General features: G+C 33.3%; 18 protein-coding genes. 17 read left to right on the forward strand and 1 reads right to left on the reverse strand.

Translation table 11 applies throughout. The features are described from left to right. The 14 genes from GQ594_RS09260 to GQ594_RS09325 form a co-directional block, all read left to right on the forward strand. A partial coding sequence (locus GQ594_RS09260) for a DUF2345 domain-containing protein (protein WP_160416518.1) occupies positions 1–494 on the forward strand: 494 nt, incomplete at its 5' end. Then, on the forward strand, positions 494–1,384 hold the full coding sequence (locus tag GQ594_RS09265; RefSeq protein WP_160412555.1) for a DUF4123 domain-containing protein: 891 nt from the start codon (positions 494–496) through the stop codon (positions 1,382–1,384). The genes GQ594_RS09260 and GQ594_RS09265, both read left to right, overlap by 1 nt. Beyond that, positions 1,371–4,019: a T6SS effector BTH_I2691 family protein gene (locus GQ594_RS09270; RefSeq protein ID WP_160412554.1), complete on the forward strand. Its 2,649-nt coding sequence runs from the start codon at positions 1,371–1,373 to the stop codon at positions 4,017–4,019. Before GQ594_RS09265 ends, GQ594_RS09270 begins: the two co-directional genes overlap by 14 nt. Further along, entirely contained in the window at positions 4,019–5,173 is a 1,155-nt protein-coding gene (locus tag GQ594_RS09275; RefSeq protein ID WP_160412552.1) for a DUF6708 domain-containing protein, read from the forward strand. Before GQ594_RS09270 ends, GQ594_RS09275 begins: the two co-directional genes overlap by 1 nt. A gap of 146 nt (positions 5,174–5,319) precedes the next feature. After that, positions 5,320–6,504: a DUF6708 domain-containing protein gene (locus GQ594_RS09280; protein WP_160412550.1), complete on the forward strand. Its 1,185-nt coding sequence runs from the start codon at positions 5,320–5,322 to the stop codon at positions 6,502–6,504. 110 nt (positions 6,505–6,614) lie between these two features. Next, the gene (locus tag GQ594_RS09285) at positions 6,615–7,799 is read left to right on the forward strand and encodes a DUF6708 domain-containing protein (protein ID WP_160412548.1); all 1,185 of its coding nucleotides are present in this window, start codon (positions 6,615–6,617) and stop codon (positions 7,797–7,799) included. Positions 7,800–7,909: 110 nt separating this feature from the next. Then, complete coding sequence (locus GQ594_RS09290) at positions 7,910–8,206, forward strand: hypothetical protein (RefSeq protein WP_160412547.1); 297 nt, start codon at positions 7,910–7,912, stop codon at positions 8,204–8,206. A gap of 522 nt (positions 8,207–8,728) precedes the next feature. Beyond that, entirely contained in the window at positions 8,729–9,361 is a 633-nt protein-coding gene (locus tag GQ594_RS09295) for a glutathione S-transferase N-terminal domain-containing protein (protein ID WP_160412545.1), read from the forward strand. A gap of 47 nt (positions 9,362–9,408) precedes the next feature. Beyond that, a complete protein-coding gene (locus GQ594_RS09300) occupies positions 9,409–9,813 on the forward strand; it encodes a ClpXP protease specificity-enhancing factor (protein ID WP_160412543.1) in 405 nt (134 codons plus the stop codon). 842 nt (positions 9,814–10,655) lie between these two features. Continuing rightward, the gene (gene rfbB, locus GQ594_RS09305) at positions 10,656–11,717 is read left to right on the forward strand and encodes a dTDP-glucose 4,6-dehydratase (protein WP_160412541.1); all 1,062 of its coding nucleotides are present in this window, start codon (positions 10,656–10,658) and stop codon (positions 11,715–11,717) included. A gap of 13 nt (positions 11,718–11,730) precedes the next feature. Then, entirely contained in the window at positions 11,731–12,597 is an 867-nt protein-coding gene (gene rfbA, locus GQ594_RS09310) for a glucose-1-phosphate thymidylyltransferase RfbA (protein WP_160412561.1), read from the forward strand. A 13-nt stretch (positions 12,598–12,610) separates the two neighbouring features. Next, positions 12,611–13,141 (forward strand): dTDP-4-dehydrorhamnose 3,5-epimerase, encoded by a 531-nt coding sequence (rfbC, locus tag GQ594_RS09315; protein ID WP_160412539.1) that lies wholly within the window; start codon positions 12,611–12,613, stop codon positions 13,139–13,141. 7 nt (positions 13,142–13,148) lie between these two features. After that, a complete protein-coding gene (rfbD, locus tag GQ594_RS09320) occupies positions 13,149–14,012 on the forward strand; it encodes a dTDP-4-dehydrorhamnose reductase (protein ID WP_160412537.1) in 864 nt (287 codons plus the stop codon). An 8-nt stretch (positions 14,013–14,020) separates the two neighbouring features. Continuing rightward, positions 14,021–15,022 carry a hypothetical protein gene (locus GQ594_RS09325; protein WP_160412535.1) on the forward strand — a complete coding sequence of 334 codons (1,002 nt, stop codon included), beginning with the start codon at positions 14,021–14,023 and terminating at the stop codon, positions 15,020–15,022. An 11-nt stretch (positions 15,023–15,033) separates the two neighbouring features. Here GQ594_RS09325 and GQ594_RS09330 read toward each other — a convergent pair whose 3' ends face one another. Next, complete coding sequence (locus GQ594_RS09330; protein WP_160412533.1) at positions 15,034–16,053, reverse strand: glycosyltransferase; 1,020 nt, start codon at positions 16,051–16,053, stop codon at positions 15,034–15,036. 222 nt (positions 16,054–16,275) lie between these two features. On the opposite strand from GQ594_RS09330, the gene msbA (GQ594_RS09335) reads away from it, so the two are divergent. From msbA (GQ594_RS09335) to GQ594_RS09345, 3 genes are read left to right on the forward strand one after another with little or no spacing between them, the layout of a single operon-like run. Then, on the forward strand, positions 16,276–18,012 hold the full coding sequence (gene msbA, locus GQ594_RS09335) for a lipid A export permease/ATP-binding protein MsbA (RefSeq protein WP_160412530.1): 1,737 nt from the start codon (positions 16,276–16,278) through the stop codon (positions 18,010–18,012). A gap of 13 nt (positions 18,013–18,025) precedes the next feature. Continuing rightward, positions 18,026–19,798, forward strand: coding sequence for a lipid A ABC transporter ATP-binding protein/permease MsbA (gene msbA, locus GQ594_RS09340; protein WP_202112557.1), 1,773 nt, complete (start codon positions 18,026–18,028; stop codon positions 19,796–19,798). Between the two features lie 36 nt (positions 19,799–19,834). Then, the gene (locus GQ594_RS09345; protein ID WP_160412528.1) at positions 19,835–20,953 is read left to right on the forward strand and encodes a glycosyltransferase family 9 protein; all 1,119 of its coding nucleotides are present in this window, start codon (positions 19,835–19,837) and stop codon (positions 20,951–20,953) included. Positions 20,954–20,974: the final 21 nt, after the last annotated feature.

A 20,974-nucleotide genomic window follows, 5' to 3' on the forward strand; every position in this document is an offset into this window, starting at 1 on the left:
CCCAAGAAGGGATGGCCTTAACCAGTCCTGAAAACATCCAACTGTCTACCGCTAACAGCCTCAGCTTAACCAGTGAACACCAAACCGATATCAACGCCTTAAAAAACGTCACCCTATCATCGGGCGAGGCGCTGGGGTTATTTGCCCAAAAATCAGGGATGAAACTGTTTGCCAACCAAGGCGATATCGAGGTGCAAGCCCAAAACGCCAATCTCAATATGGCGGCCAAACAAGATATCAAAGTGGATAGTGTCGATGGGAAAGTCACCCTTACTGCAACAGACAACATCACGCTTATCTGCGGTGGCTCTTATATCAAAATCAGCAGCGAAGGTATCGAACTGGGTACACAGGATAATATCTATCTTAAGTGTAATGTGTTGCAGAAAATGGGGACGGCAAATATGGACATCAAATCAAAATTACCCCCTATTTGTTCTGGAGTTCAAGAAAACTCAACCAATGAACATGCTATTTTTGTGGAAAGAAAATAATGCAAAATTTAATACCTGATAACCAAATTATTCAAACAATTATTCAGCATCTAATGCAGTTTGGTAGATTACATTTACTTGTTGATCCCAAAATCAATGATGAATTCTTTTTAAAAAATTGTTTTGATTTTGAGTCAATTGTCCCAGTTCGCGATAGGCAAGATACCGTATCGACAGATTATGAATGCTTACAGCTTTGCACAATATCCAAACAATCAATAATAGCCGAAAGTACGCAATCGAAGCCAACATCGATTTTAGAAGATATTATTCAAAACTTAAATGATAAAAAATCTGCAGAAATTGCGATCTTATTTTCACTATATCCAATTAATTATATTCAAAAACAAATTAGTAATGCCATGTTTATGCGCTATGATGGAAGCTATTATTTTTTTCGTTTTTATGATCCCAAAGTTTTAAATCATTTAGTTAGAATTTTTGAACAGCAGCAATTAGATGGCTTATTCGGTGTAATTGAGTATTGGTATTATTGGCATGATAACTATATTGAACTACATCATAAACCAGAAATAATCTTATCTGATATTAACTATCAAATAAGCTCTCGCCAATGGCAACAACTAAATATTGCACAGACATATAATTATTACGAATACATTACGACAAATCAGCAAAATAACACATTAACCACAGAGCAGAAAAAAATATTAAATCAGCTGTTAGAATGGGTGTATATGGCAAGTTACACGCAACCTGATAAACACATGCTTGATTATATGGTTAGCTATATCATGGCTCAACCACCATTATTTTTTCAATCAATAGATAAAGATCTATGTGCTAACCTTATTAATAATAAGGATATCAACAAAATTAAAAAATATTTTAATGAATGGCAAGAAGGAATAAAACATGGCATCGCTTGATAATTTGCTAGGGCTATTGAAGACAAATGAACAAAACCTCGGTAAACGCTGTCCTAGTTGTCAAGACAAAGAGGGTAATTTATTTGTGCTACCAACTCGTTTGTCTACAGCTGGTTATCTATCGCGCAACGATATACCACCATTACCAAATTTTGTGCAAAAAAAAGTTAAAGATATACCATTAACACATTCTAAGTATTGTTTACAAACGCTTAGGCAAGGTTATTTATACGTTTTAGAACATCGTAACACGGGCAAAAAATGGCGTGTATTTACTTCTAGCCCTGAGGGGTGTTTGATTGAACATAAAGATATTGAAAATGTAAGCAATACTCCCCCTACCTATACCTGTAATATTGCAATTGATGGGGCCGATGCATCGTATATTAGTTTTAAAGAGAGTGAAAATATCATCAAGCTTTATTTTATATTTGCACCCAATAAAATCAGTGCAAAGCTATTAGCGCAGTATGAAGATCAAGATCTCTATTTACTTGACGGCATAACGCCCGATGAAATTCGCAACGGAGTTAAATCAATATTACCAGATGAATTTTCACCCAATATTTTAGAGTTTTCGACAGCAGAAAAGCTAGCAACCCAAGAGAAATTTTTAAATAACACGCCTTTTTGGGGTAATCAATCAGGTGAGCGATATCAAGCATATCAAAAAAAACAGAATGTAGAATTTGTTTACTCCAAGCGTACAAATTTTAATGATGCATCCATAGGTAAGAATTTTTATCGTTATTTATCGATATACAAAAAGCTGAAGAAATGCCAAGGTGCAGCCATTGTCGTCAACGATGCTATCGGCATCACTCAAAGCTTAAATAACCGCCGTAATCAAGCATTACAACAAAATATGAAACCTTGGATGGAAACTGAAGATAGTGAAGGCATTTCTAACGAACACCGTTTACTGATTTTTAGACAGCTCCATGGGCTTAAAGACTCATTCCGTCAAATGCGCATTAAACAAATGATAAACGAGCAAAATCGATATTATGACCACTTAAGAATATATGGCTCAGATCCAGAACTATCTGATGAAATGAAAGAAATTCTAAATAGAAATATTGATAAAGATCAAGAACGGTATGAAAAAAACATTGATAATATCTATACCCAAGAAGCCTCGGAAGATGAATTTGAAAAAAAATATTGGAACCGATTATCGCAAGAAAAGCTCGATACCTTTAAAAAAAATTTTGATGAAAAAAGTCAATTAGCCGAACAAAAGGCAGAAAATCATAGTCAAGATTATATAAAGTGGTTAAAGTCTGAACATTTGCTACTAGCGCTAGATTTTTATGACTCTAACGAAAAACTCGATGGCATTCAGTTTACTCTGCAAGTCAGTGCATGTCTCTGTGGTGCAAGCGGTTCGCCTTCTGTAAGAAAACTATTTGATAAATGGTGGAGTGCCTCCAAAATTACCCGTGAAAATTTATGTTGGCGTGCCTATAGTTTTAATATTACTAGCATAATTGATACGATTAATGAGTATCTGGATTTACAAGAAAAAATCATCATTACTGATGGTCCTATTACAAATACTGAGCACCTATCAACGGTTGATACTGCTGTTGATTTACTTAATAAAATTACAAACCATATTAATCAAACGGGTCCCATAATTGATGACTTGGCGAAACGTGGCTTGCCTATTGCATTATTATCAATTTCATTTGCCGATTTAGTACGACATTTTTTAAAGGTTACTTCAACACAGGCTGAACAACGAGTTCTTAACTTTTTTGGTAATATGATTTTGTCTAGAATTAATAAAGAGGCGCGAAAGCTGTATGGTTTACGCATTAATATTTGTGGAAAAAGCTTTACCGCTGACCCAGCAAAAGGTGCTGGACAAATAACCCGTAGAGCGGGAGAGCATTTTCAAAATGCCGATCTGGTTAATACCCGAATTGCAATGATCGTTTTCGGATTTAGTGCTTATGACACAATCCGAAAACTTACACAAGGTAAATGGACAAATTGGCGAGAACGAGCCGAACTTATCGCATCAGGGATGACAACCATGGCTGCAATATTCCAAATAGGGACTAGTGTTGTTGAATGTTGTATCGGTAGAGATCCAAAATCGATGACCGCAATTACAACGCGTAATGCCTTTGGCCGAATATTTTTATGGGGTGCAACCTTATCGGCAATGGCAGGAGGAATGTCGGTGTGCTTTGATATTATGGATGGTAATGCCGCTCTAGATAAAAATAATGGCGTGATTGCTATCGCATATTATGCTAGAGCAATGGCAACCTTTGCGCTTAGTATATCACAATTCTTAGCAGCATTAGGTTCTTTAGTTCCATGGCTAGAAAGAATTGTAAATGAAAGTATTAAGCGAACTATTTTGGTAGCTATGGCTGAATGGGGGTTATTTTTAGGACGAATAGCATTGCAACGAGGGGTAGCTATAGTAATTGGCGCGGTAGGGTTTGTTGCAACCTTATTTACTATCGTAGTGTGTGTCGCTATTATGATTTTTGACGATAATGCATTACAAAAATGGTTAGATCGTTGCTGCTTTAGTAAAGATCCCAAACGTGATCAATTTGATGACTTAACCGAGGAGTTAAGTGAGTTTTATCAAGCAGTCCAGGGGACATTTTAATGTATATTGGTGAATTTATATTGTGGTTAGGTAGTGCAATTAAACCTGAAACCCGTAAAAAATTGAAAAAAGATTATTCTGATAACTCAATGAAATTAAGCGAAGTCGCCAAAGATTATACCAAAGAGTCGGTCAGTCATAATCCACGCCCGATAGGACCTTATTATGCCTACAACGATCGCTATTTAGAGATACGAGGGGGTATGCTTGAAAATTTTCGGGGGATTATTACTTGGATTAGTTTGGCTATATTTTTTATTACAGCATCAGGAGGTTATTTCGCACTTAAAGTGGCTTTAAAATTATACAATAATGAATGGGATAATTATAAAATTGGTTCTGGAATATTTGCAATGGTATTTTTTGCAATCATTTTTTTAGTCTCTACTTATTTATGCATCCGCTACTTCCGTTATATCTGTCGCTTAGAGTTATTTACCCTCCGTCATATTCGGGTACGGTTTAATCGGGTAACACGGCAAGTGTATGTACAACGCCCTAGATATTGTGGTGGTACTGCAGTATTTAAATGGGAACATATTATGCCGGCTAATTTTGGCGAGACTGGCTCGGATATGGGCGGTACCAACTTAGTTAATGTGTTCTCCTTTCACCCTTATAAAACTGGCTTTCCAGTTGCACAGTCCGTAGGCGTAGGCAAAAACACTTATGATCCTCAAGATTATAAAGACGAGTGGGAATTTATCCGCCGTTATATGGAAGACGGTCCCCAAAATCTGCCCAAACCACGCCTAAGTACCCATTTACCGATGCCCTTTCATGGTATTGAAGGGCATATGAGCCCTATGATTCATCTGGCAAAAAATAACCCTAGTGTGATCATCATTTTAATGTTAATTCCTGTCTTTTTAATCTTATTGCCATTTTATACGGTAGGTTACTTTATTTCGGAATGTTTATGCTGGCAACCACGTTGGCCAAAAGTGATTAGGCAAGCAGGGCAACCTGGTAAACCGCTACCAAAAGAAACCACCCTATCAGATTACCCACCCGATGTACAAAAGGCGATTTTAGATAACAGCCAAGAGTGGGGCGTGATTGATGATGAAACAGGCGAACTTATTGACTATGGTCAATTTAAAAGACCCAAGAAAAAAGCCAGCCGAAAAAGAAAAACAAAAATAGCAAAATAAGCTGAAAAGCCAATAAAAGAGAGTTCAGATGATTAATTGGTAAGATTAGATCAAGACTGCTTGAGTAAAGATTCTAAACGTGATCATTTTGATGACTTAACCGAAGAACTAAGTGAGTTTTATCAAGCAGTTCAGGGGATATTTTAATGTATATTGGTGAATATTTATTTTGGTTCAGTAGTGCAATTAAAACCGCAACGCGTAAAAAATTGGAAATGGGCTATTTTAGTGGTGATATGAAGTTAAGCGAAGTCGCCAAAGATTATACCAAAGAGTCAGTCAGTAATAACCCACGCCCGATTGGGCCTTATTATGCCTATAACGATCGCTATTTAGAGATAAGAGGGGGAATGTTTGAAAATTTTCGGGGGATTATTACTTGGATTAGTTTTGCTATATTTTTTATTCCTTATTCTAGTGGAGATCTAGGATTAAACACTTTATTTGAATTATATCATCACGAATATCAGAATTTTGCTTTGAGTATATTTGCAATAATATTTTATTCAACTATATTTTTAGTTTCATTGTATTTATGCATCCGTTACTTCCGTTATGTCTGTCGCTTAGAGTTATTCACGCTTCGCCATATTCGGGTACGATTTAATCGAGTAACACGGCAAGTGTATGTACAACGCCCTAAATATTGTGGCGGTACTGCGGTATTTAAATGGGAACATATTATGCCCGCTAATTTTGGCGAGACTGGCTCGGATATGGGTGGTACCAACTTAGTTAATGTGTTCTCCTTTCACCCTTATAAAACTGGCTTTCCAGTTGCACAGTCCGTGGGCGTAGGCAAAAACACTTATGATCCTCAAGATTATAAAGACGAGTGGGAATTTATCCGCCGTTATATGGAAGACGGTCCCCAAAATCTGCCCAAACCACGCCTAAGCACCCACTTACCCATGCCTTTTCACGGTGTTGAGGGGCATATTCGCCCCATGATCCATCTGGCAAAAAATAATCCTAGTGTGATCATGATTTTAATGTTAATCCCCGTCTTTTTAATCTTATTGCCATTTTATACGGTGGGTTACTTTATTTCGGAATGCCTATGCTGGCAACCTCGTTGGCCAAAAGTGATCAGGCAAGCGGGTAAACCGGGTAAACCGCTACCAAAAGAAACCACCCTATCAGATTACCCACCCGATGTACAAAAGGCGATTTTAGATAGTAGCCAAGAGTGGGGCGTGATTGATGACGAAACGGGTGAACTTATTGACTATGGTCAATTTAAAAGACCCAAGAAAAAAGCCAGCCGAAAAAGAAAAACAAAAATAGCAAAACAAGCTAAAAAGCCAATAAAAGAGAGTTCAGATGATTAATTGGTAAGATTAGATCAAGACTGCTTGAGTAAAGATTCTAAACGTGATCATTTTGATGACTTAACCGAAGAACTAAGTGAGTTTTATCAAGCAGTTCAGGGGATATTTTAATGTATATTGGTGAATATTTATTTTGGTTCAGTAGTGCAATTAAAACCGCAACGCGTAAAAAATTGAAAATGGGCTATTTTAGTGGTGATATGAAGTTAAGCGAAGTCGCCAAAGATTATACCAAAGAGTCAGTCAGTAATAACCCACGCCCGATTGGGCCTTATTATGCCTATAACGATCGCTATTTAGAGATACGAGGGGGGATGTTTGAAAATTTTCGGGGGATTATTACTTGGATTAGTTTGGCTATATTTTTTATTCCTTATTCTAGTGGAGATTTGGGATTAAATATTTTACTCAAATTATATCATCATGAGCGTGGCAATATTGCCTCGGGTATATTTGCAATAATATTTTTTTTAATTATATTTTTAGTTTCCACTTACTTATGCATCCGCTACTTCCGTTATGTCTGTCGCTTAGAGTTATTCACGCTTCGCCATATTCGGGTACGGTTTAATCGGGTAACACGGCAAGTGTATGTACAACGTCCTAGATATTGTGGTGGTACTGCGGTATTTAAATGGGAACATATCATGCCCGCTAATTTTGGCGAGACAGGCTCGGATATGGGCGGTACCAACTTAGTTAATGTGTTCTCCTTTCACCCTTATAAAACTGGCTTTCCAGTTGCACAGTCCGTAGGCGTAGGCAAAAACACTTATGATCCTCAAGATTATAAAGACGAGTGGGAATTTATCCGCCGTTATATGGAAGACGGTCCCCAAAATCTGCCCAAACCACGCCTAAGCACCCATTTACCCATGCCTTTTCACGGTGTTGAGGGGCATATTCGCCCTATGATCCATCTGGCAAAAAATAATCCTAGTGTGATCATGATTTTAATGTTAATCCCAGTCTTTTTAATCTTATTGCCATTTTATACGGTGGGTTACTTTATTTCGGAATGCCTATGCTGGCAACCTCGTTGGCCAAAAGTGATCAGGCAAGCGGGTAAACCGGGTAAACCGATACCAAAAGAAACCACCCTATCGGATTACCCACCGGATGTACAAAAGGCGATTTTAGATAACAGCCAAGAGTGGGGCGTAATTGATGACGAAACAGGCGAACTTATTGACTATGGTCAATTTAAAAGACCCAAGAAAAAAGCCAGCCGAAAAAGAAAAACAAAAATAGCAAAACAAGCTGAAAAGCCAATAAAAGAGAGTTCAGATGATTAATTGGTAAGATTAGCTCAAGGCTGCTTGAGTAAAGATTCTAAACGTGATCAATTTGATGACTTAACCGAGGAGCTAAGTGAGTTTAATCAAGCAGTACAGGGGACATTTTAATGTATATTGGTGAATATTTATTTTGGTTCAGTAGTGCAATTAAAACCGCAACGCGTAAAAAATTGAAAATGGGCTATTTTAGTGGTGATATGAAGTTAAGCGAAGTTGCCAAAGATTATACCAAAGAGTCAGTCAGTAATAACCCACGCCCGATTGGACCTTATTATGCTTATAACGATCGCTATTTAGAGATACGAGGGGGGATGTTTGAAAATTTTCGGGGGATTATTACTTGGATTAGTTTGGCTATATTTTGGATCGGCTACACTAATTCATACAACTTGTTTAAGGGATAAGGTAAACTTTTGGTGTCGACATGCAACATTTCACTAGGATAGGTTTTGTTATAACGTTTAGCTTGACGTCCTAATTTATCTTCAATTGGCTTTTCGACTTTAATTAAGCTTTCTTTAGCTCGTTATAAATGGTCGGGTGATTGACTATAAAGCGTTTTGACACATCAATGACAGTTATTTTTTCTTTATGGTATAAGCTCCATATCTCTTGTTTGTGATAAGTCGTTAGTTTTATTTTTTATGCATATTCATTACAGTAGATTCTCAAATTCTGTAAACAACGCGAGGAATTCATATAGATAAATAGGTATCTATAAAAGCTAATAAAATTATTTAACTTAATGATATAAAATAACTTAACAATTGTTATATTAAATTATTTTTTTTCTAAAACTTTTTGTTTTCATTACAAATTAATGAAAAAGGATATAATAAAATTAATTTTTTTAACAAATTTGTTATCTAATTTGCTAGAATAGCAAGCAAATAGACTTATTTTAATTTTTACAAATTGGAGTGGATATGGTTGTTGCTGTTAATAAACGTTCTGTAATGACATTATTTTGTGATACAACAGATATTTACGGGCATCAGATCCGTTTTGTTCTAGCAGAAAAAGGGGTAACTGCCGAAATCGAGTTTGTAACGGCAGATAATTTACCACAGGAATTATTGGATCTTAATCCTTATGCTTCAATTCCAACATTAATTGACCGCGATCTTACGTTATACGAACCTCACATTGCTTTAGAGTATCTTGATGAACGTTTCCCTCATCCACCATTAATGCCTGTTTATCCAATTGTTCGCGCTAATTCACGATTAACAATGTATCGTATTAAAAAAGAATGGTATAGCGCTTACGAAACAATTATTGCCGATCCTAATAGCGATGCTGCTAAAATAGCACGGAAGAATCTTATTGATGATCTTGTTTCAATTTCGGTTATGTTTAAAGAAAAAAACTATTTTATGAGTGATGATTTCACATTATGTGATTGTTATTTTGCTCCATTGCTTTGGCGCTTACCATTACTTGGTATTGAATTACCCAAAGTAGCTGAAAAGAATTACCTAGCTTATATGGCACGAATTTTTGAACGTCCAGCTTTTGTTAATTCATTAACTGAAGAAGAAAAAAGAATAAGATCATAATCAATTAAATTTATTTTTTTATAATAACCTTAAACAAGGTAACCTTAATGGAACTTGAACAAATGTCTCCACGTCGCCCTTATATATTTAGGGCTTTTTATGATTGGATTTTAGATAATGAATTGACACCTTATATTGTGGTTAATACATCAGTACATGGTGTATTAGTGCCACAAGAATTTATCCAAAACAATCAGATAGTATTAAATATTGCGCCACAGTCAGTTGGACAATATTTAGCAACTAATGAGCAAATTGAGTTTAATGCTCGCTTTTCAGGTGTCCCTCAACACATTGTAGTTCCAATGGCGGCCATCGAAGCAATTTATGCTCGTGAAAATGGTGTAGGAATGGGATTTGAAGATGAACCTCAATATAAATCAAATCAAAAAACACCATTACAACAAGAAACAGTTACTAAAAAAGCAAATCCATTCCGTGTTGTTAAATAGCTATTTTTTATTATTTAATAAGATGCTTTTTAATTAACTAATCTAAACTATAAATATTATTATTGCCCGCAAATAAGCGGGCAATAATAGCGTTACTTTATAAACAAAATTATAAATATATTTTTTATCAAATTTAGTTTGATAAAAGAGAATAACAAGTAACAAATATTGTCTTGAAATATAAAGAATAAATCATTTTAAATTAATATGTTATGTATTAATTTATCTTTTAAAAAATTATTCATAATTTTTTTTTAATTTGTATCTAAAAAAACAGACAAATTAGTTGCTTTTTTATTAACTTAGCTCGTTGTTGTAGTGAACATATATAGTGTTAATTATATTGCTTGAACATTATTTTAATAGCAATGACGGTAGTGGTTTAAGCGTCATACACTTCCAGATGCCAGCCAATACGGTTGAAGGATGGGTAATATTAAATAAAAAAGGTTTTGATGGGCTAAAACTGGTCACAAAACCAAGAAATTTTTCTCCAAATCAAATAGGATCACAATAGCTACTTGCCCACAAACGATGGAAAAGCTGAAAGAGTGATACGAACATTAATGAAGATGTGACATAATCAACAAGTATTTAGCAATTCAAAAGAAAGAAAACAAAAACAAAAAACCAAACGCTTTATTAATTTTTATAATATCGTTAACTCCCGTAAAGCGATTTCGGGAAAAGTATCTTATGAGTTTTTAGAGGATTATTTAAATCATGAAGTGTAAACAACTCGGCATTTTCCTACATATAATGATTAATAACTAATTCTAAATATTGCTATTTATTGGCTTTGTTATTATTATTCCATGCATAAGATTTTAGAGGGTTAATTAATGAAAGTTATTGTTACAGGAGGAGCTGGTTTTATTGGTTCTGCTGTTGTGAGACATATTATTGAACAGACTAATGATGAAGTATTGGTTATTGATAAATTAACTTATGCTGGGAATTTGGAATCATTAGATAGCGTATCAGAGAATAAACGATATCATTTCAAACAAATCGATATTTGTGATAGAAAGGAACTTAATGTTGTTATGGCTGGCTTTTGCCCTGATGTTATTATGCACTTAGCTGCCGAAAGCCATGTTGACCGTTCTATTGATAATCCTTCTACATTTATAGAAACCAATATAATAGGTACTTATACTTTATTAGAAGCATCTTTAGCCTATTGGAAAACATTAGATGCAACCAAACAATCTATATTTCGTTTTCATCATATTTCAACTGATGAAGTGTATGGTGATCTGCATGGAACAAGTGACTTATTTACTGAAAAAACACCGTATTCTCCAAGTAGTCCTTATTCAGCCTCCAAAGCCTCTAGCGATCATTTAGTCCGTGCGTGGCATAGAACCTTTGGTTTACCTACAATTATTACTAACTGTTCAAATAATTATGGTCCATACCATTTTCCAGAAAAACTAATCCCATTAATGATACTTAATGCTCTTGAAGGTAAGCCGTTGCCCGTATATGGTAATGGCCAGCAAATTAGAGACTGGTTATATGTCGAAGATCATGCAAGAGCACTTTATCTTGTTGCTACTAAAGCAAAAGTAGGTGAGACTTATAATATTGGTGGGCACAATGAACAAAAAAATATTGATGTTGTAAATATTATTTGTGAATTACTTGAAGAACTCATTCCAAATAAGCCTGATGGTGTTAAGTGTTATAAAGATTTGATTACTTATGTTACTGATCGACCAGGTCATGATCAGCGTTATGCTATTGATGCATCAAAGATCTATCAAGATTTGGGTTGGAAACCACAAGAAACATTCCAAACTGGAATGCGTAAAACAGTAGAATGGTATCTACAAAACAAACAATGGTGTGATCATATTAAAGATGGCTCATATGCAAGATCCCGACAAGGAATTATTTAATATAGGTAAATTTATGAAAGGTATTGTATTAGCTGGTGGGTCAGGAACCCGTCTTTATCCCATAACTCGAGGTATTTCGAAACAGTTATTGCCTGTTTATGATAAGCCTATGATTTATTATCCTTTGTCTGTACTTATGCTTGCCGGTATTCGCGATGTTTTGATTATTACCACTCCTGATGATTTACCCATGTTCCAACGATTATTAGGTAATGGCTCACGATTTGGTATAAAGATCAGTTATGCAAAACAACCTAAACCGGAAGGATTAGCCCAAGCTTTTTTAATCGGTGAGGAGTTTATTCAAAAACAACGCTGTTCTTTAGTGTTAGGTGATAATTTATTTTTTGGTGAAAGCTTTGGCAAAAAATTAGCAAGAGTTGTAGCTCAAAAAGAAGGTGCAACAATTTTTGGTTATCAGGTGCTGGATCCTGAAAGATTTGGTGTAGTTGATTTTGACGAAAATTTTAAAGTATTATCCATTGAGGAAAAACCAGCCAAGCCAAAGTCCAACTGGGCAGTAACTGGTCTTTATTTTTATGATGAAAATGTAGTTGAAATGGCAAAACAAGTCAAACCATCTCGTCGCGGAGAATTGGAAATTACGACTCTTAATCAGATGTATTTGGATGCAGGACTGTTAAATGTTGAAATTCTAGGACGTGGTTTTGCTTGGCTTGATACAGGTACACATGACAGTTTGCTTGAAGCATCATCGTTTGTTCAAGTGATAGAAAAAAGACAAGGACTCAAAGTTGCCTGCCTTGAAGAGATTGCTTATCGTAATGGTTGGCTGAGCGCTGAACAGGTGAAGGAAGAAGCCATTAGTTCAGGTAAAACATTATATGGGCAATATTTAGCAAGATTGATAGAACAATAGAATAGGTGGGCAAATGGAAGTTATTTCAACGAATATTGCAGATGTAAAAATTATAAGACCGAAAGTGTTTGGTGATGAACGGGGCTTTTTTCTTGAAACTTTTGAACAAAAACGATACCAAGAAATGCTAGGTATAGAACTTAATTTTGTTCAAGATAACCATTCCCGTTCACAAAAAGATGTGTTAAGAGGATTACATTTTCAAAAGGAAAATCCTCAAGGTAAACTAGTTCGAGTTGTTAGAGGTGAAGTTTTTGATGTGGCTGTCGATATTCGTAAAGATTCCCCAACTTATGGAGAGTGGGTTGGCGTTACCTTAACTGAAGATAATAAAACACAGTTGTGGATACCTCCTGGACTTGCTCACGGTTTTGCTGTACTGTCAGATATTGCCGACTTTGAATATAAATGTACTAACTATTATGATCCTAAGTCAGAAGGGTGTCTATTGTGGAACGATCCAACAGTAAATATCAGTTGGCCGATTTCAAATCCATTATTATCGACAAAAGATAAGTTAGGTAAAACATTACAGGAGTTATAGTTAATTGATGAAAGTTTTATTAACTGGCGCTAATGGCCAGTTAGGGAAATGTTTTAAAGATATTTACCCTACAGATTGGCAATTACTTATTACTAGCAGTCAACAACTAGATATAACTGATAAATTAGCTGTCGATAATTTTATTGCCGAGCATAGACCTGATGTTATTGTAAATGCTGCAGCATATACAGCAGTAGATAAGGCCGAAGATGAATATGAATTAGCTTATAGAGTTAATGCTCTCGGTCCTAAGAATTTAGCAATTGCTGCCCAAAAATATCATGCAAAGCTAGTTCATGTTTCGACTGATTATGTTTTTGATGGTACAAAAAGTTCCCCTTATTTAGAGGGTGATTTAACCAATCCGATTAATGTCTATGGTGAGACTAAACGAGCAGGTGAATTGTTTGTCTTAGATAATTATTCTTCTACGATTGTAATTAGAACTTCCTGGGTGTTTAGTGAGTATGGCAATAATTTTGTCAAAACTATGCTTAAGTTAGCAGGCGAGAAATCAGAACTGTCGGTTATAGATGATCAGATTGGTAATCCAACTTATGCTGGAGATATTGCAAAAGTAATTATTCAGCTTATAGAAATAAATGCTGATGGCGGAATTTATCATTATTGTGGTGATGAATCTACATCATGGTTTTTATTTGCTAAAAATATTTTTGATATAGCATTAGATCAAAATTTATTATTTCAGATTCCTGTTGTTTCCCCAATTAATTCTCAATCTTTTCCCTCTAAAGCTAAAAGACCGTTATATTCTGCGATGAGTATGGATAAAATTAAAAAATACCATTTATCAGGTTCAAATTGGAAAGAAAAATTAATTTCTTGTATTTCTAAGATTAAATCTATTTAGGCTATTCAATGACTATTTATTTTGCTGAATGGAATGCTGATTATGAAAAGCATATGGTTAATGTCTTAAAATCTGAATATGATGTTGTTCTTTTTAATAAATTAATGAAACATTTTAGAGATATTAATCTTATATTGGATAGAAAGAAACTACCTAGACAATGGTTTATCAAACTCCACCAATTCATAAAGTTAAGGTCATTAGAATCTGATGATATTTTATTGTGTAGCGGTTTTGCTATTTCTGGATTCATTGACTTAGTCAAAAATCTTCAATGTCATAAAGTTTTAGTGTTGCGTGATACTATTGAAGTATTAAATCATAGCATGAAAAACAAAAAAAAATGGTTATGTCAACATGAAGATTATGTGGATAAAATAACCCCATTTTTTGACAAGATTTATAGCTTTGATTTTGATGATTGTCGAAAGTACAATTTTACATATTTAAATCAATTTTTACCATTTACTTTTTCAGAGATGAAAGAATTGAGGGTAAATTCTAACCATTTTTGTAATACTATAAAAACTTGCTTTTTTATAGGAGAATATTGGGAAAATAGAGTCAAAGTTATTAATAGAATTGCCCCTATATTAAACCGAAATGGTTATCAAACAGATTTTAATTTAATCAATTATAAATCAACACAAACAACTCATTCACTAGAACAATCTTGTCATTATAAATTAGGGGAAAAGATTAGCTATTTCGAAAATATAGAAAAGGTAAAGCAAAGTGATATTATTTTAGAAATAGGACAGATTGGTCAAACAGGTGTGACATTAAGAGCGATAGAAGCTATTTTATTTAATAAAAAATTAATTACGACTAATAAATCTATAAAAAAATATGATTTTTATTCGCCAGAGCAAATTTTTGTTCTTGATGATGAAAATTATAAAAATATTGAAGTTTTTTTGAAATCTAAGTTTACACCTGTTACGTTAGATATTTTGCATCAATATAGTCCAGATGCAATGTTAAACACAATTACTAATAATTTTTTATAAAAATTATGTTATTAGTGTTTTATTTTTTTTATACAATATATTATATAACAAATAAAACCAGATAATAATTTTCTCTGATGCAGTTTATGCTTTGCACAATATCTCATTTGTGTCGCTGTCATGGCCGATAGAAGAGGTGTTGATTTCCATAGAGATGCTGATTTAGCATCAATAAAGTATTGTGAGCATTTATAATCTCTAGCCCATTTGTGCCATGGTTTGGTTGGTCCAATGTAATGTATTAGTATTGTTTCATCTGAAATGGGTGAGTAACAGTTAATGTTTGATTTATATTTTAATTCGTAATTAATGCTGACTTGTTGATTATATTTTCTATCAAGATACTTAACTTTTTCTAGCAATATAATATTTAATACATCTTGATCCAAATGCGTGAGTTTCCCTGAACGATTTGAATCGGAAAGTAACTCTAATGCTTTGTTATTTACATTAAATTCTTGCCATTTTTTCAGATTAATTAGCAAAAATCCTGCATTGAAGTAACCTGACGATAATTTATGCTCATCAAGTCGAATAGCACATTTGTTCCACCATATTGGATCTTTTTCTGTCACTACATAGGCGATATTATTATCAAAATTTAACGTACATAATTCTTTTAATGAACCTTTGCATATGATATCGGCATCGAGATAAAGAATTTTATCTATTTTTCCATAAAAATAATCTGCCACAATAAATCTAAAATAGGTCGCAATTGTCCAATTTTTAGTAGTTGGTAAGCATGATAATCCATTGTCATCAACTAAATAAATTGTTATGGTTGTCCTATAGTTATCGGTAAGTTGCTCTAGTTTTTTTTCAAGATCATTGTTAATGTAATTTGTGAATATATGAAAACTGAAACATAAACTAGGGTTAGTTAATAAAATGGAAGTAATAGAAGTGGCACAACCTAAAAAAAAGTTTTTATCAATGCCATATGCGATGTCTAGTTGATTAACGTTATTGTTATTTCTAGCTCCAAATATTATCATTTTTTTTATGATTCTGTTTGCATCGAAATACATAGTCAATTTCCTATCACATCGTTTTAAATTAATTATTATCTAATAACTGATTACTTAACCAAGTATTTAATATTGTAAGAATCATTTAAGAAACTTACTTAATATTACTTCATTATATAGATAAAACAAATTTTTTCTAGTTGAAAAGAGTTGTAATAAAATTTCAAATTAATAGACTATGTATAGTATAATCACTCTTCTGATTAATTTTTTTACTTTATTATGTCTAATAAATATAGCTCATTGAATACCATTAAACAATTGTGGCCGTTTATTAATCCACATAGAAAAGCGTTAATTGTTGCAATTATTGCACTTTTGATCAATGCTGCAACTGACGCAACACTAATCTCGTTAACAAAACCCCTATTAGATAACGGGTTAATGGATAAAAATTATGAGTTATTAATTCTTTTTTCGATTGGTATTATAGGGTTAATTGCATTACGAGGATTATCTAACTATTGTTCTACTTATTGTCTTTCTTGGTTATCTGGTAAGGTTGTAACCAAATTTAGACAGTTGATTTTTAATCACTTAGTTAAAAGTCCCACCAGTTTTCTTGATAAGAATCCTATTGGTGAGCTTGTCACTGTAATCACTTATAATACTCAATTATTATCAAAAGCTTCATCTGATGCTCTTATTATTTTAGTAAGGGAAATTGCTTATGCTATCGGTTTATGTATCGTTATGTTTTATGGTAATTGGAAATTAGCTTTAGTTTTAATTATTGTTGTACCGTTAGTTATTTTTATAGCCCAATTTATTGCAAAAAAATTTCGAAATACACTTGTTTCTATGCAAAAAGGGATAGGTAATATTACAACTGCTGCGGATGAAATGTTGAAAGGGCATAAAGAAATTTTAATTTTTAATGCTCAAAAATATGAAAAAGAAAATTTTTATTCAATCAATAAGATTTTTAGGAAAAGCATTTTAAAAATTGTACTTGTATCAGGTTTATCAACACCGATCATTCAATTAGTTGCTACATTGGCTTTAGGATTAATTTTATTTCTTGTTGCAAGTCAAACTTTAGATATTACACCGGGATCATTTACTGTTGTTTTTTCTGCTATGGTTGCGGTAATGCGCCCTTTGAGGGAGTTAACTAGTGTTCATTTGGAATTACAAAAAGGCGCTGTTGCTTGCGAATCACTATTCGGGCTTTTAAATTTACCACTTGAAGAAGACAATGGAAAAATTGAGTTAATTAGAGCAAAAGGTGATATTGAGTTTTGTCAGGTCACTTATACTTATCCAACAAGGACATCACCATCTTTAACTAATATTAGTTTTAAAATTAAAGAAGGCGAAACGGTTGCTTTAGTAGGACGTTCAGGTGCAGGTAAATCAACGATAGCAAGCCTCATCCCTAGATTTTATGATATACAAAAAGGCGAGATACTACTAGATAGTATTAATATTAACGATTATACACTTGCTTCATTGCGTAAGCAAATAGGCTATGTTTCGCAAAAAGTTCATTTATTTAATGGCACGATAGCTGAAAATATAACTTATGGTGCTAAAAATCAATATACTCAAGAGGATGTTATTAATGCCGCTAAACAAGCTAATGCAATGGAGTTTATCGAAAAATTAGAACATGGGTTGGATACTGAGATTGGTGATAATGGTGTTTTATTATCAGGTGGACAACGACAAAGAATCGCTATAGCAAGAGTACTTTTACGCGATAACCCTATCTTAATTTTTGATGAAGCCACCTCGGCATTGGATAATGAATCTGAACGATTTGTTCAGCAGGCTATAGAGCATTTACAGAAAAATCGAACCTCAATTATTATTGCACATAGATTGTCAACAATTGAAAAAGCTGATCGTATACTAGTTATTGATGATGGTTCGGTAATAGAGGAAGGTTCTCACAGTTCATTATTACTTCAAAATGGCATTTATGCCAAGATGTATCAAATGCAATTTAATTCTTAAAGCAAAAAATATTATGAAAAAAAATAATAATCAATCAATAAACAACGATATTGATCGAGACATATCCACATGGAAGACGTTTTCTAAGTTATGGCCTTATATTGCTAAACATAAGTTTATTCTGTTTTTATCAATAATTTTGCTTATTTTTAGTGCGTTTGCCGATACTTCTCTTATTGCGTTGTTACAGCCTTTACTTGATAAAGGATTTGTTGAAAATGATCAGCATTTTTTGATGATGGCGCCTTTTTATATCTTTGGGCTAGTGTTGCTTCGTGGTATTGCAAATTATGGATATGCTTTCTTTTTATCTTTGATTTCTACTAAAATTGTACTTAATATTCGTCAGCGCCTTTTTAATCATTTTGTTAATGCACCAGTCAGTTTTTATGATCAAAACTCTACAGGAAGGTTGTTGTCTCGTATTACTTATGATACTGATCAAGTTGCCTCATCATCATCAGATGCTTTGATAACAATAGTACGTGAATCAGCGTTTATTTGTGGTTTATTTTATACTATGTTTAGCAATAGTTGGCAGTTGTCTTTATCGTTGATTATCATTACGCCAATTGTTATTGGGTTAATTACTTTTATTTCTGTGAAATTTAGACGTTTAGCCAAAAATATGCAAAATTCAATGGGCAGTGTCACAATGTCTGTTGAACAGATGTTAAAAGGTCATCGGGAAATTATCCTTTTTGGAGCTCAAGATGAAGAGTCAAAAAACTTTGATAAAGTAAATAATAAATTTCGTCGAGATGGTATGAGATTAGTTTCTATTTCAGCATTATCAACACCAATTGTTCAACTTATTATTTCGTTTGCTATCGCTTTTGTCTTGTTAATGGCAAGTAATCCTGATTTAAGCATTAGCCCAGGACAATTTACAGTCGTTTTTTCTTCACTAGTAGCGTTAATGCAACCAATAAAAAGCTTAACCAGTGTTAATGCAGATTTTCAAAAAGGTATGGCGGCTTGTCAAACGTTATTTGCTATTTTTGAACAACCAATTGAGAAGGATAATGGAAAAATCAATATTGAGCGGGTTAAAGGCAATATTGAATTTAAACATGTGACTTTTACCTATGAAAATAGACAAGAGCCAGCACTACAAGATATTAGTTTTTTAGTAGAGCCATGTAAAACGGTTGCTTTAGTTGGACGATCTGGTTCAGGAAAAACAACTATCGCAAGTTTGCTCACTCGTTTTTACGATATAAGTGAAGGTAAAATTTTAATCGATAATAATAATATTCAAGATTTAACTTTATATAGTTTACGTAATCAAATTGGATTAGTTTCACAAAACGTGCATTTATTTAATGATACTGTTGCAAATAATATTGCTTACGGAAAAGTAGGCGAATATTCTCAAGAAGAAATTGAAGAAGCTGCTAAAAAAGCGTATGCATATGATTTTATTATAGGACTTGAAAATGGATTTAATACAATAGTGGGAGAAAGTGGTGTGCTATTATCTGGTGGTCAACGGCAACGTATTGCAATCGCAAGAGCTTTATTACGAGATACGCCAATTTTAATACTTGATGAGGCCACTTCAGCTTTAGATACCGAATCAGAGCAAGCAATTCAAAAAGCCCTGGACGATCTTCAGAAAGGGAGGACATCAATAGTGATCGCACATCGACTATCAACTATTGAAAATGCAGATAAAATATTGGTAATTGATAATGGTAAAATTATTGAACAAGGCAACCATCAAACGTTGTTATCAATGGATGGTTTATATGCAAAATTATACCAAGGAAACTTTGTGATTTAATATAGATGATTTTTGCATTATAGGATATTGAAAGGAATGGCAAATAAATTACTAGAATGTATTAAATACTTAAATAGGCAACGAAATTTAAAGATAAAACCTTTTAAATTGGCTATTAAATTAGCATTAATAAATCGAAAAAAAAAACAACGATCGACTTTTATTCTTGAACAATATCGTTCTGTAGCCATTCTGATGAATGATCAAGGAATTGGTGATGCAATAGTCACTTCCTATTTAATTCATTATCTCAGAGAAAATAATTTTAAAGTATATGTAGTAGTAGAAAAGAGAATTGCCTTTCTTTTTGATAAATTTATTTTGGTGGATGGTGTTTTGTCCTACGATAGGAATAAAGGTGTAAAACAGATAGAAGAACAATTACAGAATATAAAGATTGACGTTGTAATAGATCTTGTCGATAAAGGCCCAAATAGTGTAAGGCGTGCTCAAATAATTCAAGCTATTAATCCATTACATACGATTGGTTTTAATCAAGAAAAATATAAATTATATGATACATCAATTTTCTATCAAGAATACAAATCACATATTTCAACACGAAGCCAAAAAATACTTGAATTAATGAGTATTGAATCAGCTCCCATAAAGTACTTTGTTAATATTCCAACAGAAGCCGAATTTTCAGCGAGAGATTTTATAAATCCTTTTCTTACTTCAAAAAAAAATATCATTATTTTCAACCCATATGGTTCAAATCAGGCGAGAAGTTTTTCTAATTCCCAAATTGATATCATTTTATCGTTTTTGTCTCAATATGATAATTGCATAACAATTATTATTGGCGAACCAAGTACAATTTCTCATATTAAAACTAAAAAAAATATTGTTATTAACCCATTAGGTTCTTTTTTTCAAAGTGTAGCTTTGGTGAAGTTTTCAAATTTAGTGATTTCTGTTGATACTTCAATTGTACATATTGCTTCTATTTATGATAAAAAAATGCTTTGTGTTTATAACAATAGGATGATTGATAATGTATTTATTAATAATTTTGTCTGGGCGCCAAATTATCCTAATGCAAAACAAATATTTACTAATGATAATTTAGGTACAGGGCTTGGTGATCCCATAGCGAATCTTGATATTAGTATCATGCTCGAACAATTAAAATTAGAAATAGAAAAATTATAAAAAATTGATCAAAAGAATGAG

It is taken from the genome of Gilliamella sp. Pra-s52, from assembly GCF_009795805.1.
Classification (GTDB): domain Bacteria; phylum Pseudomonadota; class Gammaproteobacteria; order Enterobacterales; family Orbaceae; genus Gilliamella.

Bases quoted from the DNA above. Each gene is read 5' to 3' on its own strand.
- GQ594_RS09265 (WP_160412555.1), top strand. From the start codon at position 494: ATGCAAAATTTAATACCTGATAACCAAATTATTCAAACAATTATTCAG.
- GQ594_RS09270 (WP_160412554.1), top strand. From the start codon at position 1,371: ATGGCATCGCTTGATAATTTGCTAGGGCTATTGAAGACAAATGAACAA.
- GQ594_RS09275 (WP_160412552.1), top strand. From the start codon at position 4,019: ATGTATATTGGTGAATTTATATTGTGGTTAGGTAGTGCAATTAAACCT.
- GQ594_RS09280 (WP_160412550.1), top strand. From the start codon at position 5,320: ATGTATATTGGTGAATATTTATTTTGGTTCAGTAGTGCAATTAAAACC.
- GQ594_RS09285 (WP_160412548.1), top strand. From the start codon at position 6,615: ATGTATATTGGTGAATATTTATTTTGGTTCAGTAGTGCAATTAAAACC.
- GQ594_RS09290 (WP_160412547.1), top strand. From the start codon at position 7,910: ATGTATATTGGTGAATATTTATTTTGGTTCAGTAGTGCAATTAAAACC.
- GQ594_RS09295 (WP_160412545.1), top strand. From the start codon at position 8,729: ATGGTTGTTGCTGTTAATAAACGTTCTGTAATGACATTATTTTGTGAT.
- GQ594_RS09300 (WP_160412543.1), top strand. From the start codon at position 9,409: ATGGAACTTGAACAAATGTCTCCACGTCGCCCTTATATATTTAGGGCT.
- rfbB (WP_160412541.1), top strand. From the start codon at position 10,656: ATGAAAGTTATTGTTACAGGAGGAGCTGGTTTTATTGGTTCTGCTGTT.
- rfbA (WP_160412561.1), top strand. From the start codon at position 11,731: ATGAAAGGTATTGTATTAGCTGGTGGGTCAGGAACCCGTCTTTATCCC.
- rfbC (WP_160412539.1), top strand. From the start codon at position 12,611: ATGGAAGTTATTTCAACGAATATTGCAGATGTAAAAATTATAAGACCG.
- rfbD (WP_160412537.1), top strand. From the start codon at position 13,149: ATGAAAGTTTTATTAACTGGCGCTAATGGCCAGTTAGGGAAATGTTTT.
- GQ594_RS09325 (WP_160412535.1), top strand. From the start codon at position 14,021: ATGACTATTTATTTTGCTGAATGGAATGCTGATTATGAAAAGCATATG.
- GQ594_RS09330 (WP_160412533.1), bottom strand. From the start codon at position 16,053: ATGTATTTCGATGCAAACAGAATCATAAAAAAAATGATAATATTTGGA.
- msbA (WP_160412530.1), top strand. From the start codon at position 16,276: ATGTCTAATAAATATAGCTCATTGAATACCATTAAACAATTGTGGCCG.
- msbA (WP_202112557.1), top strand. From the start codon at position 18,026: ATGAAAAAAAATAATAATCAATCAATAAACAACGATATTGATCGAGAC.
- GQ594_RS09345 (WP_160412528.1), top strand. From the start codon at position 19,835: ATGGCAAATAAATTACTAGAATGTATTAAATACTTAAATAGGCAACGA.